Origin of the sequence: Candidatus Pelagibacter sp. HIMB1709, assembly GCF_052047635.1 — a bacterium.
Taxonomy (GTDB): domain Bacteria; phylum Pseudomonadota; class Alphaproteobacteria; order Pelagibacterales; family Pelagibacteraceae; genus Pelagibacter.
Genome location: NZ_JBNAJW010000001.1, coordinates 803,142 through 817,718, shown reverse-complemented (window position 1 = coordinate 817,718; position 14,577 = coordinate 803,142). Strand labels below are relative to the sequence as shown.

The 14,577-nt window shown below is 27.7% G+C and carries 15 protein-coding genes; 10 read left to right on the top strand and 5 right to left on the bottom strand.

All coding sequences use genetic code 11. The features are described from left to right. Positions 1–48 precede the first annotated feature (48 nt). Together rpmB and ACTTAR_RS04455 are read left to right on the top strand one after the other, a co-directional pair. A complete protein-coding gene (gene rpmB, locus ACTTAR_RS04460; protein WP_075506505.1) occupies positions 49–360 on the top strand; it encodes a 50S ribosomal protein L28 in 312 nt (103 codons plus the stop codon). Continuing rightward, complete coding sequence (locus tag ACTTAR_RS04455) at positions 360–914, top strand: queuosine precursor transporter (protein WP_262589863.1); 555 nt, start codon at positions 360–362, stop codon at positions 912–914. Before rpmB ends, ACTTAR_RS04455 begins: the two co-directional genes overlap by 1 nt. Here ACTTAR_RS04455 and speB read toward each other — a convergent pair. From speB to ACTTAR_RS04440, 3 genes are read right to left on the bottom strand one after another with little or no spacing between them, the layout of a single operon-like run. Continuing rightward, positions 911–1,786, bottom strand: a complete 876-nt coding sequence (speB, locus tag ACTTAR_RS04450) for an agmatinase (protein ID WP_440697818.1) — start codon at positions 1,784–1,786, stop codon at positions 911–913. The genes ACTTAR_RS04455 and speB overlap by 4 nt on opposite strands. A gap of 2 nt (positions 1,787–1,788) precedes the next feature. After that, positions 1,789–2,832 (bottom strand): 1,9-bis(guanidino)-5-aza-nonane synthase, encoded by a 1,044-nt coding sequence (locus ACTTAR_RS04445; protein WP_440697817.1) that lies wholly within the window; start codon positions 2,830–2,832, stop codon positions 1,789–1,791. Beyond that, positions 2,832–4,016, bottom strand: a complete 1,185-nt coding sequence (locus ACTTAR_RS04440; RefSeq protein ID WP_440634792.1) for a type III PLP-dependent enzyme — start codon at positions 4,014–4,016, stop codon at positions 2,832–2,834. The genes ACTTAR_RS04445 and ACTTAR_RS04440 overlap by 1 nt, the downstream gene beginning before the upstream one ends. A 165-nt stretch (positions 4,017–4,181) precedes the next feature. Here ACTTAR_RS04440 and ACTTAR_RS04435 point away from each other — a divergent pair, with 165 nt between their 5' ends. After that, positions 4,182–4,745, top strand: a complete 564-nt coding sequence (locus tag ACTTAR_RS04435) for an ActR/PrrA/RegA family redox response regulator transcription factor (RefSeq protein ID WP_075506503.1) — start codon at positions 4,182–4,184, stop codon at positions 4,743–4,745. Here ACTTAR_RS04435 and ACTTAR_RS04430 read toward each other — a convergent pair. Further along, complete coding sequence (locus ACTTAR_RS04430) at positions 4,738–5,289, bottom strand: biotin transporter BioY (protein WP_440697816.1); 552 nt, start codon at positions 5,287–5,289, stop codon at positions 4,738–4,740. The genes ACTTAR_RS04435 and ACTTAR_RS04430 overlap by 8 nt on opposite strands. A gap of 111 nt (positions 5,290–5,400) precedes the next feature. On the opposite strand from ACTTAR_RS04430, the gene polA reads away from it, so the two are divergent. The 7 genes from polA to ACTTAR_RS04395 are packed head-to-tail and all read left to right on the top strand — an operon-like array spanning position 5,401 to position 13,889. Next, positions 5,401–8,175 carry a DNA polymerase I gene (polA, locus tag ACTTAR_RS04425; RefSeq protein ID WP_440697815.1) on the top strand — a complete coding sequence of 925 codons (2,775 nt, stop codon included), beginning with the start codon at positions 5,401–5,403 and terminating at the stop codon, positions 8,173–8,175. Positions 8,176–8,230: 55 nt separating this feature from the next. Next, positions 8,231–8,938 (top strand): response regulator transcription factor, encoded by a 708-nt coding sequence (locus ACTTAR_RS04420; RefSeq protein WP_440681559.1) that lies wholly within the window; start codon positions 8,231–8,233, stop codon positions 8,936–8,938. Next, positions 8,938–10,479 (top strand): ATP-binding protein, encoded by a 1,542-nt coding sequence (locus ACTTAR_RS04415; protein ID WP_440697814.1) that lies wholly within the window; start codon positions 8,938–8,940, stop codon positions 10,477–10,479. The genes ACTTAR_RS04420 and ACTTAR_RS04415 overlap by 1 nt, the downstream gene beginning before the upstream one ends. Before the next feature lie 42 nt (positions 10,480–10,521). Then, positions 10,522–11,808: an adenosylhomocysteinase gene (ahcY, locus tag ACTTAR_RS04410; protein ID WP_440697813.1), complete on the top strand. Its 1,287-nt coding sequence runs from the start codon at positions 10,522–10,524 to the stop codon at positions 11,806–11,808. Beyond that, on the top strand, positions 11,792–12,244 hold the full coding sequence (gene tsaE, locus ACTTAR_RS04405) for a tRNA (adenosine(37)-N6)-threonylcarbamoyltransferase complex ATPase subunit type 1 TsaE (RefSeq protein WP_440697812.1): 453 nt from the start codon (positions 11,792–11,794) through the stop codon (positions 12,242–12,244). The genes ahcY and tsaE overlap by 17 nt, the downstream gene beginning before the upstream one ends. A 10-nt stretch (positions 12,245–12,254) precedes the next feature. Then, positions 12,255–13,196: a phosphotransferase gene (locus tag ACTTAR_RS04400; protein ID WP_440697811.1), complete on the top strand. Its 942-nt coding sequence runs from the start codon at positions 12,255–12,257 to the stop codon at positions 13,194–13,196. Between the two features lie 3 nt (positions 13,197–13,199). Then, positions 13,200–13,889 carry a sugar phosphate nucleotidyltransferase gene (locus tag ACTTAR_RS04395; protein ID WP_440697810.1) on the top strand — a complete coding sequence of 230 codons (690 nt, stop codon included), beginning with the start codon at positions 13,200–13,202 and terminating at the stop codon, positions 13,887–13,889. Here the strand turns inward: ACTTAR_RS04395 and ACTTAR_RS04390 are convergent. Next, positions 13,867–14,577, bottom strand: coding sequence for a 2,3-bisphosphoglycerate-dependent phosphoglycerate mutase (locus ACTTAR_RS04390; protein ID WP_440697809.1), 711 nt, complete (start codon positions 14,575–14,577; stop codon positions 13,867–13,869). The genes ACTTAR_RS04395 and ACTTAR_RS04390 overlap by 23 nt on opposite strands.

Sequence of the window (14,577 nt, the reverse complement as noted above, 5' to 3'; positions counted from 1 at the left end):
AATAAACTTGACGCCCTTAATATCTCCCCTTATATAGGCACTGAAATTATGTCAAAAAAATGTGAACTAACTGGTAAAATTCCTATGAAAGGTCATAATGTTAGTCATGCTAACAATAAGACTAAAAGAAGATTTTTACCTAATTTAAAAAAAGTAAAATTTACAAGTGAGCTTGCTGGAAGAAGTTTGAAACTAACTGTTAGTAATTCAGGAGTAAGATCAGTTGATAAAAAAGGAAGTTTTGACGAGTTCTTAAAAACTGTCAAAAATAAAAATATTTCACCAAGATTAAAAAAACTTAAAAAAGTTATTTTATTAAAATCACCATATAAAAAAAAGCCAGTAGCTAAATCTGCTTAATGAATAAATTTTTTATCAGCCTATCTTTAATGATGGGTGTGGTTGTTTTATCCTCAAACTATCTTGTTCAATTTCCAATAAATTATTATGGATTAAATGAAATTCTTACTTATGGAGCTTTTAGTTATCCTGTAGCTTTTTTGATAACTGATTTAGCAAATAGATCTTATGGAAAAATAATTGCGAGAAAAATAGTTTATTTTGGTTTTTTTATAGGAATTATTTTTACTCTATTTTTCTCAACAAACTTCGAAGATTTAATCTCTATAAGAATTGCAGTTGGATCTGGAATTGCTTTCCTTACAGCCCAATTGCTAGATATTCAAATATTTGATCGTTTAAGAAAAAAACAGTGGTTTGTTGCACCTCTAACTTCATCATTAATTGGTTCAACTATTGATACTTTTTTATTTTTCTCAATATCATTTTATGGAACAGGAGTTCCTTGGGTAACTTTGTCCTTAGGTGATTTAGGTGTTAAGTTATTGGTAGCACTAATAATGTTAATACCATTTAGAATGTTATTAAAAATATTTAAGCCAATTAAAGTCTAATACAAAAATTTATAAGACAAAATTTTATAAGCTAATTTAGCAACAAGAAAATTATAGGAGTTAAATCCTTTAATTGGAGAAAGTTCATTAATGTCAGCTCCAACTATATTTGAATTTTTTGCTGCAATTCTAATTATCTCTAATGTCTCGTCCCATAACAATCCACCTGGTTCAGGTGTTCCGGTAGCAGGCATAATACTTGAATCTAATCCATCTACATCAAACGTTAAGTAAACAGTCTTATTTTTTATTAATTTTTTAAATTTATTTAAATTCCATTTTTTTTTATCTTTTGCCCAGAAGATATCTATTCTATTTGAATTGTTTTTTAAAAATGGAATCTCACTTTCTGATATATTTCTAATTCCAAAAGAAATTAAAGACACATTTTTATAATCTAAACACCTTCTTATTGCCGATGCGTGTGAAAATTTTTCACCATTATAACTTTCACGTAAATCTGCGTGCGCATCAAAATGTAAAAGACAAATATTTTTATATTTCTTTGTAAAAGGAACAATGCATCCTGGTGTAATTGAATGTTCACCACCAAAAGTCATTGGAAATAGTTTTTTATCTAAAATTTCCCCATTGATTTTAGAAATTTTATTTAATGCTACTTTGATATTTTTATTAATTTTAAATGGTTTTAATGTCTTGATACCTATTTTTTTGTAAGGTTCACAATTTAGTTCCTCATCATAAAGTTCAACTTGGTGAGAAGCTTTAATAATTTCTTTTGGTCCATTTTTTGTTCCACCACCATAACTAACTGTTTTTTCAAGTCCAAATGGAACGACTACTACTTTTTCTTTGAAGTTGAATGTATTATCAATTCCTAAGAAACCATGTTTGTTTGATAAATATTTCAATTTTATATAAATAATTTTGAGAAGTTTTTTCGTTCTCTATTTTTCCATTCACCTTTGTGGTAAGCATCGCTAGTTATTAATGGCAATACACTTGTTGCTTCAGCAAATACCATTTGTTCTTTAGTGATATCCACTTTACCCCAAGAACTTGCTTCTTTTAAAGTAGAACTACTACATGCACCATCCCTACTATCAGCAACTGTAATTTGTACAGCATACTTATGCATATCTACATTTTTACCAAGAAGCTCAGCACAAATAACAGTGTCTTGAATAAAATTTTTAGGAACTCCTCCACCAATCATAAATAAACCAGAACCTTTTGATTTGATTTTAATTTCAGTTAGTTCTCTAAATTCTCTAACTGAGTCTATAGTCATATGTTTTTTTGGATTTTTTTCTTGATGCATTACAAGACCAAAACCTGCGCTTGAATCTGTGAAAGCTGGACAAAAAATTGGAACATTATTATCGTAAGCTGTTTCAATTAAAGAGTCTTTCTTTTTTGAATTTTTTTTTAAATATTTTCCCATTTCTAAAATAAACTCTCTCGAAGTATAACTTCTTGGTTCTAAAGTATCTGCAATTTCACAAATAATTTTATCACACATTTGAAGTTCTTCTTCATCGATATACGTGTCGTAAATTCTATCAATATAGTTGTCTCTTAATTCTGTATCATCTTGAAATTGAGATCCCTGATAATGTTTAAATCCAAGAGCTTCAAAAAAATCCATATCTACAATTGATGCCCCTGTTGCTACAATTGCATCAACCATATTGTATTTAACAAGATCTTTATAAATATTCATACATCCTGCTGCAGATGTTGATCCTGCTAAAGTAAGAAAAATTGTACACTCCTTATCTTTAAGCATTTCGTTGTAAATGTTTGCTGCATTTGCAGTCTCTCTAGATACAAATGACATTTTCTCCATTGAAGAAATAATTGTTCTAGAGTCAAACGAAGTAATATCTATATGTTCGACAGGATTTTTTAAAAAATCTCTTTTACTATTATGTCCTGGATTTTTTTGGTCTGACATTAAGCAACCATATGAGCGCTGTTAACGTCTTTTTCATACATTGACATTATTGGTTTATCTTCAACTTCATAAATTTCATCTGAATAGTAACCATTGAATTGTGTTCTAAAAGTTAATCCATATGCTCCAAGTTGACCAAGTTCTATGTAATCATTTTCCTTAATATTATTTGGTAATACAAAAGGTCCTTTCATATAATCCATGCTATCGCAAGTAGGACCAAAGAAATCAAAAGCAGTCATTTTTTTTGAAATTATTTTATTTGAATTTTCTTTAATCATTTTAGATGGATAAACTATGTTAGGTGTCCCTGCATCAAATAAGGTTCCATATGTTCCATCGTTTATATAAAGTTTTTGTTTTTTTCTTAAATTAACTTTAACAATTGTTGAACCACTTTCTGCAACCAATGCTCTTCCTGGTTCACAAATTATCTCTGGCAACTTTTCTAATTTTAAATTAGATAAACTTTTTTTAATTTCATTGAAGTATTCATCTAATGATTGAGGAATTAAATCTGGATAAATTGTTGGAAATCCACCACCAACATTTATTGTATCAGGTATTATTTTTGTTTTTTTAATTATATTCCCAATCTCATTTATACCTTTGGCGTATGAAATTGGGTGCATACACTGTGATCCAACATGGAAACTTAATCCAATTTTTTTTGCATATTGTTTTACTAATCTTAGCAATCCCACAGCTTCAGATGTTAGTGCTCCAAATTTTTTAGATAAATCAATTTCAGCATGCTCATTTGAAACAGCAACTCTTACAAATAATTCTAAATCTTTTGCATTATTTGTGCTTTCAATAATTTTAATTAACTCTTCTTTTGTATCTAATGAGAAAGTTTTTACACCATAATTAAAATAGGCCTCTTTTATACTTTCTCTACTTTTTACTGTATGCATGTAAGAACATTTTGCATTTTGAGTTATTTTTCTTATGGCCTTAATTTCCTCTATCGAGGCAACATCAAATTGGTTTACACCATTATTTAAAATAGTTTGAATAACTTCAGGATGCGGGTTTGTTTTGACTGCATATAATATTTTTCCAGGGAATTTATCTAAGAAAAATTTAACCGAAGACTCTATGGATTTCTTCCTAATACAATAAACAGGCTTTTCAGGTTTCAGCTGATTTATAAGTTCTTCAACTGACTTAAATTTTTGCATTTCATATGCCTCCAAAAAAAAATTTAATAAAAAAAAGTTTTTAATAAAACTTTAATAATTTGAGGCATATAAAGTAAACGTAGGCAATGTAAAGTAAATAATTCAAGCCTGACATGCGTATTTTTCATGTATTGTAATATTTGATTTAGACCCCATATATGGTTCATGAAAAACGAAGCCAAATTACAAAATTTAAGTGATTTTGAAAATAAATCGCTTCTAATTGCAGATGACGATAATCCTTTTAGAGAAAGACTTGCAAGAGCAATGGAAAAAAAGGGCTTTGAAGTTTTTCAAGCTGAGAGTGTAAAAAAAGGTATTGAGTCTGTTAAAAGTAAAAAACCAGGTTTTGCAGTCGTAGACTTAAGGCTTGGAGACGGCAATGGTCTTGAGGTTGTTAAGGAAATTCAATCTTCAAATAATGATAGCCGAATTATAATGCTAACTGGTTATGGAAATATTCCCACAGCAGTTGCAGCAATTAAAGAAGGTGCAATTGATTACTTAGCAAAACCAGCAGATGCAGAAGATGTAGAAAAAGCATTGTTGGCAGATCCAGCTAAAAAAGCAGCACCACCAGAAAATCCAATGTCAGCTGATAGAGTTAAATGGGAACATATCCATAGAGTATTTGAATTATGTAATAGGAATGTTTCCGAAACAGCTCGAAGATTGAAGATGCATAGAAGAACTCTTCAAAGAATTCTATCTAAAAGATCTCCTAGATAATATTTCTAATTTTAATTATTTGTTTAGTAACTAAAGCTAAAATAATAATTTTAAATAATTCTGCTAATAAAAAAGGTTTTGCACCTAGTGAGAATATTGGTTTATCCCAACCAATCAAAGTACCTAGCCATATTAAACCCAAGATATAAATCGTAGAGGTTGCAATAACTAATTTAGTTAAAATATTTATTAAACTATCTTTTGTATTAATTTTTGATGCTAAATAACAAGCAGTTAAAAAACCAATTAAATATCCCATCGTTGGACCAGTAAAATAGACTATACCAACTCCTTTTTCTGGGGAGTTTGAAAATACTGGTAATCCTGCAATACCCTCTAACAAATACAAAGCTACAGAAGCTAAACCAATTTTATAACCTAAGCTTACACCTAAGAATAACACAACAAATGTCTGCATTGTCATTGGAACTGGATAAAATGGAATCTTAATTTTTGCAGAAATAGTTAAAGCAATTGAACCTAGAATTACTGCTAATAAAGATTTTATGATTTTTGTTTGTGTTAAGTTTTTTGTAAGTTCCATATTAAAATAATACTCAAAATATAAAAAATAATCTAGCTATATTAGCCTTAAGATTTAATTTTATTTTTTTATATACAGAAATTGTTAGCAATGTAATATTTGTTAATCCTCATGAATAAAATACAAAAAACAGATCATTTTTATTTAATTGATGGCTCTGGTTATATTTTTAGAGCTTATTATGCCTTACCACCATTAACTAGAAAAAGTGATGGGCTACCTACAGGTGCTGTTAGTGGATTTTGTAGCATGTTGTTTAAATTATTAGAGGATTCAAAATCTGATCAAAATTTACAAAAACCAACTCATTTTGCAGTAATTTTTGACTCAGCCAGAAAGACCTTTAGAAATGAAATTTATAGTGATTATAAAGCAAATCGATCTGAAGCCCCTGATGATTTGGCACCTCAATTTGAATATATTAGAAAATCAGTTTTAGCATTTAATTTACCTTCTGTGGATTTACCAAACTATGAAGCTGACGATTTAATAGCCACATATGTTGATCAAATTCTTAAAAAAGGAGCTAAAGTTACAATCGTTTCATCCGACAAAGATTTAATGCAGCTTTATAAAAAAGGCGTTCGAATTTTTGACCCTATGAAAAATAAATTTATCACAGAGGACGATGTGTTTAAAAAGTTTGGTGTTGATGCTTCAAAAGTTATAGATGTTCAATCTTTAGCAGGCGATAGTAGTGACAACGTACCTGGTGTTCCAGGAATAGGAGTTAAAACAGCCGCAGAATTAATTAATAAATATGGCACTCTAGAAAAATTATTAGACTCTGCCCATGAGATTAAACAGAACAAAAGAAGAGAAACTTTAATAGAGAATAAAGATAAAGCTTTAATTAGTAAAAAACTTGTGACTCTAGACAACAAGTCTCCAGTAAATAAAAACTTAACAGAATTTAAACTCAAAGAGGTTGATAAAGATAAACTGTATAAATTTTTAAGAGAAATGGAATTTAATAGATTGTTAAGTTCTGCAATTTCAGCTTATGGTGAACCAAAGTTATCTGGATCTGAAAATAATTTAAAATCTACTGAAAAACAAAAACCAATAAATAATAAAGACTATCATCTAATTACAGATATTGATGAAATTGATGAGTGGATAGAAGAAGCAGAGGAATTGGGGGAAGTTGCTGTCGATACGGAGACAAGTTCGTTAGACCCTCATCAGGCTGATTTAGTTGGAATTTCACTTTGTTCAAAAATTGGAAAAGCTTGTTATATCCCAGTTGGTCATAAATCTCAGGATTGTTTAAATAAAGATAGTGTTATCAATAAATTAAAAAATTTATTAGAGGATCCAAGTGTTAAAAAAATTGGTCAAAATATTAAATTTGATTTTATAGTTCTCTACAAACTTGGCATTTCACTTTCATCAATGGAAGATACCATGCTTATGTCCTATGTTTTGGATGCTGGAAAGAACAGGCATAACATGGACACCCTTTCAGATATCCATCTTGGACATAAAACAATTTCATTTAAAGAAATTGTTGGTACTGGCAAAAAAGAAATAAATTTTAGTGAAGTAGAATTAGAAACAGCAAAAAATTACGCAGCAGAAGATGCAGATGTTACCTTCAGGTTATATAAAAAATTTGTCAAAAGTTTAAAATCTGAAAAATTATTTAATATCTATGAGATTTTTGAAAAACCACTAATTAAAATACTGGCATTTATGGAAATCGAAGGTGTTGAAGTAGATAGTAAATTTTTAAATTCTCTTTCCTCTAAATTTGATAAGAAAATTAAAAAAATTGAAAAAGAAGTTTTCAAGATTTCAAAGAAAGAATTTAACATTGCTTCACCAAAACAATTAGGAGAAATTATTTATAATGATCTTAAGATTGCAGGGACAAAAAAAACAAAAAAGGGAAGTTTTGCAACAAGCGCAAGTGTTTTAGAAGATTTAGCCTTCAAAGGTCATGAATTTCCAAAATTAGTATTAGATTGGAGACAGGTTTCAAAATTAAAAAATACTTACTCCGATGCTTTGCCAGAGCATATTAATCCCAATACAAAAAGGGTTCACACATCTTTTTTATTGGCAGCAACAACAACAGGTAGATTAGCATCAAGTGATCCAAATTTACAAAATATTCCAATTAAATCTGAAGATGGAAAGGATATAAGAAAGGCATTTAAGGCTAAAAAAGATCATTTGTTAATATCTGCAGATTATAATCAAATTGAAATGAGAATTTTAGCAGATCTCGCTGATGTAAAGGAATTAAAAAAAGCATTTAAAAATGATGAAGATATTCATTCATTAACAGCTAGTCAGATATTTAATATTGATATCAAAAAAGTAAATCAAGATCATAGAAGAAAAGCAAAAGCAATAAACTTTGGAATAATTTATGGTATTTCTCAATATGGATTAGCTAAACAAATAAATGTTTCAAATTATGAAGCTGAAGAATTTCTTAATTCTTATTTTGCTAAATTTCCTGAAATTAAGGTTTACATGGATAGTACAATAAAGTTTTGTAGAAAAAGTGGCTATGTTAACAACATATTTGGAAGAAGATCTCATTTTAATGGAATCAATGATAAAAATTTTAATGTTAGAAATTTTCAAGAAAGGGCAGCAATCAATGCTCCAATTCAGGGATCAGCATCAGAGGTCATGAGATTAGCAATGATTAGATTAGACAAAAAATTAAATGAACAAAAAAATTTGAAATCAAAAATGCTTCTCCAGATTCATGATGAACTTATTTTTGAAGTCCCAAAAAAAGAAGAAAAGGTAATGGTCAAGTTAATTCAGAATGAGATGACTAGTGTTACTCAAAGCGATTATCACTCTTTTTCTACACCTTTAACAGTTGATGTTAATGTTGGTGATAATTGGGGAATGCTTCACTAATTATATTCAATTGCCTAATTTAGAACAATTTAATATTTTTATATAAATTATAAAAATGCAAAAACAAACCATAGCTCTAATTGATGATGACAGAAATATACTCACTAGTCTTAGTATTGCTTTAGAAAAAGAGGGTTTCAAGGTTCAAACATATATTGATGGAGAAAGTGCATTAATCGGTCTTACCAGAATGCCACCTGACTTGGCAGTTGTTGATATCAAAATGCCAAAAATGGATGGAGAAGAATTACTAAAAAAATTAAGAAAAAAAACTTCACTTCCTGTAATATTTTTGACATCCAAAGATGATGAAATTGATGAATTACTAGGATTAAAATTAGGTGCAGATGATTTTGTAAAAAAATCAGGAGGTTTTTCAATTAAAGTTTTAATTGAGAGAATAAGAGTTCAATTAAGAAAAAAAGATTCAAATAATGCTTTAGAAGAAAGTAAAAGTTTAATTTCTCATGGAAGATTAAAATTAGATCCATCCCAACTTGAATGTGAGTGGAATGGAAAACAATTACCAGATAAATTAACAACCACTGAGTTTTTAATTGTAAAAGAACTTGCCAAAAGACCTGGAATAATTAAAGAAAGAGCTCAGTTGATGGATATTGCTTATAGAGAAGATACCGATATTGAGGACCGAACTATTGATAGTCACGTCAAAAGAATAAGAAAGAAATTCAAAAAAGTAGATCCTGATTTTTCAGCTATTGAAACTAGATATGGTAGTGGATATAGATGGAATGTTAGCTGATGTTTAGTAAATACTTAAAAACACTTTCTATACTTAAAAAATTTCTATTTATAAACTTTGTAATATTTACGATTATAGGGTTATTTACACTTATTTATCTTACCAACATTGAACCAAGTTTATTAAAAAAAAAATCTAAAGATCATATTAATATTATTAACAACACGACTGATAACATTCAAAGGTTAAATATAAAATTTCAGGAAAATGATATAAGAAAATTTTTATTTTCGACAAGATTTATTTTTCAAAATTTAGACAGAGTTATCTTTTTTAATAACAAATTAGAATTAATTGGTGATACTGACACCTTAGATCTTGATCCAAGATCTTTTTCAACACGTTTAGATAAAATTGAATTTGAAAGTTTAAATAAAGAAGTTAAAGATGATAAAAATGAGGAAAATAAATCTATTAAAAATAATGAAAAAAAATTTTCATTTAAAACTTTATTAGAAAATTATTCTAATTCAGATAATTATGGAAATTATTATACTTTTACAGAAGATAATCTAAATCAATTTAAAGTTTTAACAGTTAAAAATGTAAAAAGTGATGATAATAATTTAGGTTTTATAGTTGTTTCAGAAAATGCAAATGAAATTAAAACAGCAATAGATGAGAGAAGAGCTTTTGTAATTAGAACAGCCATATCAGTTGGTTTTGTAATATTAGTTTTTTCTTTTGTACTTAGCAGATATTTTATTAAACCAATTCAAAACCTAGTTGGATACACAATAAAAGTTAAAGAAAAAAATCTTGGTAAAACCGGAATTGAAAATTTGAAGAATAGAAATGATGAATTAGGACTACTATCTAACTCAATGGAGGATATGACTAACGAATTACAAAAACGAATTTCTCATGCAGAAAATTTTTCAACAGATTTAGTACATGAAATACGAAATCCACTAGCTTCTTTAAAAAGTGCATCAGAAATTTTAAAAGACACAAAAGATATAAATCAAAGAACTAAACTTTTGGACATTCTTACACATGATGTGCAAAGAATTGAAAGATTAATTACAGATTATTCACAAATGTTGAAAGATGAAGTTGCTTTAAGCAAAGAGCAAATGAAAAAATTAGATATACAACCAATTATCCAATCTGTAGTTGATGATTATAATAATATTTATAAATTTAAAAAAAATGTAAGTATAAACTATCAAAATGATGGAAAGTCAGACTACATGATTAATGGAATAGAAAATAGGATTGAGCAAATCATTGCAAATTTATTAGATAATTCTATTTCATTTAGCAATGAGGGCAGCGAGGTAATTGTAAACGTATCAAATGGATTAGAAAAAAAGGTTATAGTTAAAATTTTAGATGAGGGGCAAGGATTTAAAGAGAAAGATACTTCAAAAATTTTTAATCGTTTTTATAGTAATAGACCAGAAAATTTTGGAGAGCATTCAGGATTAGGTCTGAATATTGTAAAAAATTTAGTCCAACTTCATGATGGAAAAATCGAAGCATCTAATAGGCTAGATAAGCAAGGAGCGTTGATAGAAATACAATTTCCTAGTTTATAATCTTCGGTTGATAAACTAGAACTTAACTGTATAAAGCTCAGTATGGATGATTTTAAAGTAAAAGATATTTCCCAAGCTGAATTTGGAAGAAAAGAAATTTCTATCGCAGAAAGCGAAATGCCTGGTTTAATGGCATTAAGAGAAGAGTATTCTAAAGAAAAACCTTTAAAAGGTGCTAGAATTATTGGATGTCTTCATATGACAATCCAAACAGCAGTATTAATTGAAACATTAGTAGATCTTGGAGCAGAAGTAAGATGGTCATCTTGTAATATATTTTCCACACAAGATCATGCAGCCGCAGCAATAGCAAAAGCTGGTATTCCTGTTTATGCATGGAAAGGTGAAACAGAAGAAGAGTACTTATGGTGTATTAAACAAACGATAGTTGCAAAACCTGATTGGAAACCCAATATGTTATTAGATGATGGGGGAGATTTAACCGCTATCATGCACAATGAATACAAAGATTTAATGAAAGATATAAAAGGTGTTTCTGAGGAGACTACAACTGGAATTAAAGCATTAAATAAAATGGAGAAAGACAATTCTCTTTTAGTTCCTGCAATAAACGTTAATGACTCGGTCACTAAATCTAAATTTGATAACTTATATGGATGTAGAGAAAGTTTAGTTGACGGTATCAGAAGAGCTACCGATGTTATGATGTCGGGTAAAATTGCAATAGTCGCTGGTTTTGGTGATGTTGGAAAAGGAAGTGCCGCATCATTAAGACAAAGTGGTGCTCGAGTTCTGGTTACAGAAGCAGATCCTATTTGTGCACTTCAGGCAGCCATGGAAGGTTATGAAGTAGTTTTAATGGAAGAAGCTATTAGTAGAGCAGACATTGTAGTTACAGCAACAGGTAATAAAGATATTGTTACTGCTGATCACATGAGAGACATGAAAGATAGAGCAATTTTATGTAATATTGGACATTTTGATAATGAAATTCAGGTTGAGGCTTTAAGAAATTATAAATGGACTGAAGTTAAACCCCAGGTTCATGAAATTGAATTACCAAGTGGAAAAAGAATTATTCTATTAGCTGAAGGAAGATTAGTTAATTTAGGTTGTGCAACTGGTCACCCAAGCTTTGTAATGAGCGCATCTTTCACTAACCAGGTAATTGCCCAAATAGAACTTTGGCATAACCATAAGAATTATGAAAATAAAGTATATGTTTTACCAAAACATTTAGATGAAAAAGTAGCAACATTACATTTGAAAAAAGTTGGAGCAAAATTAACAAAATTATCAAAAGAACAAGCTGATTATATAAGTGTTGGAACAGAAGGCCCATTTAAACCAGATGCCTATCGCTATTAAAAATAGCAAGATTGATATAAGTTCAGAAGAAACAACAAAAGTTTTAGCAGAAAGTTTTCAAAACTTTTTACAAGGTGGAGAAATAATATTTTTATATGGTGAAATGGGTGTAGGTAAAACTACATTTATAAAATATTTGATTAATCAATTTCAAAGAAATTCAAGTCTTCCAATTTCAGAAGTAGCAAGCCCTACATTTAATTTATTAAATGAATACGAAGTGGGTTCTAAAAAAATAAAACATTACGATTTATTTAGAATTAAAAATAAAGTTGATACAAACAATTTAAACATATTTGAAAAAGATAATAATTTGATTACTCTTGTTGAATGGCCACAATTAATAGAAGATTATCAGGAAAAGGTTATTGAATTAAGATTTAATTATGAAAATGAGTTAAATAATAGAAGTGTTGAAATCACGGGTATTGATTAAAATATTCTAAATGAAAAATTCAAAAAATTTGACGAAAATTAAAGGTGATGCATCAATTAGAACATTTTATCGAAACAAGAAAAATAACTCTATCTTTGTTTATGCAAAAGAAGAGAAAAATAAACATTTACTAGCTTATGATGCGGTTAACAAAATCTTAATAAAAAATAAAATTTTAGCACCTAATCTAATTAGTCATAATTATAAAAAAAACTTTATTGAAATTGAGGATTTTGGGAATGTTTCACTATTTAAAGTTTTAAAAAACAAAAAAAATAAAAAATATTTTTTTTTTAAAAAAATTATTAATCTACTCAATAGTATACAAAGTATTAAAACTAAAGAGATAAAAAACTTTTTAGATAAAAATTACAAACTTGAAACATATAAAAATAAAATCTTATATGATGAAGCTAAACTTTTTAGCGACTGGTATGTTGAAAAAAAATTAAATAAAAAAAAATCTTTATTTAAAAAAGAATTTCGAAATGAGATAAATAAATTATTATCTAAATTAAATAATAAAAATATTACTTTTGTGCATAGAGATTTTCATGTTTCAAATTTAATGTATTTTAATAATCAAATTGCTTTGATTGATAATCAAGATGCTTTGATTGGCAACAAAGCTTATGATTTAGCATCATTAATTGATGATGTCAGATTGAGAACTAGCAACATATTAAAAGATAAGATTTTTACTTATTATATAAAAACAAATAAAAAAATTAATTTAATTCACTTTAAAAAAGATTTTGAAATTCTATCAATATTAAGAAATTTGAAAATTATTGGAATTTTCACAAGGCTTGCTTACAGAGAAAATAAAAAAAAATATGCTAAACTAATTCCTTATGCGTGGGAAATGATAGATTACAGATTAAAACAGAATAAGATTTTTAAAGATTTAAAATTGTTATTAAAAAATAATTTTCCAGAATTCATTAATTAAATTATGAAAATAAATACAGCATTAATTTTATGTGCAGGATATGGAAAAAGACTTAATCCATTAACATTAGATGCACCCAAACCCTTGCTTGAAATTAATAATGTAACAATGTTGGAAAAATGTATCCAATTAATAAAAAATTTGGGAATTAAGAAAATTTTAATAAATACGTTTTATTTAAAAGATCATTTTCCAAAATTTTTAAAAAATAAAAATTTTGATATTGATATTGAAATATTAGAGGATGGAAAAGAAATTTTAGATACTGGTGGTGGTATCTTGAATCTAATTAATCATTCGAATGAAAATGATTTTATTATTTTTAATCCTGATACTTTATGGGCAAAAGAACACCTTACTGAAATAGAAGAAATGGAAGAATTTTATTTTAGTAAAAATTTAAATAATATTCTTCTATTAGTTAACAAAAACTTAAGTTTTGATAAAAATTTAAAAGGTGATTTCAATTTAGAAAATAATTTAATTGATAAAGAATTAGATAAAAATTATGTTTTCACTGGATGTCAAATACTAAGTAAAAAGCTCTTTTTAAATCAAACTATTAAAAAATTTTCAATTTCTAAAATATGGTACGAATTAATTGATACTAGAAACTTATATGGTTACGAAAGTAAACAAAATTTTTATCATTTAACTAATTTAGAAATTTTTAAAAAACTAAAAGGTCTTTAGCTCTATTAGAATCTAAATATTTAGCTCCTAAAATTTTTTTCTCATTATTCATTTCAATTACTAAAGGATTACCTGTTGGTATTTCTAATTTTGAGATTTCATTATTATTTAAGTTAAATAAATATTTGCAAAGAGCTCTAATAGAATTTCCATGTGCAGATATTAAAATATTTTTATCGTTTATGATTTCAATTTTCTGTTTGTAAAAATCTATAACCCTCTCATAGGTGTCTTTGAGAGACTCTGTACTTGGTATTTTGTCTTGAGGTATATTTTTATAAATATCTATATTTGAAGGGTGGTATGGATTTTCTTTCTTTAAAGGATCAGGTCTCAAATCCCATGATCTTCTAAATTGGTGAACTTTATCTTCACCTAGTTTTATCTTCATTTCATCCTTGTTAAGTCCAGTAAGTGCTCCATAATGTCTCTCATTTAATTGCCATGCTTCACTAGGTAATTTGTTTCCTTTCAATTCTTCCTGAATGATCTTTAATGTATTTTTAGCTCTTAATTGAACAGAGGAGAAATAAAGATCTATAACAAGGTTTTCTTTGTTAATCAATTCAGCCGATTTTTTTGCCTCTGATTTTCCCTTTTCAGATAAATCAACATCAACCCAACCAGTAAATCTATTTTCAAGATTCCACACACTTTGTCCATGTCTCACTAAAATTAAATAACTCAT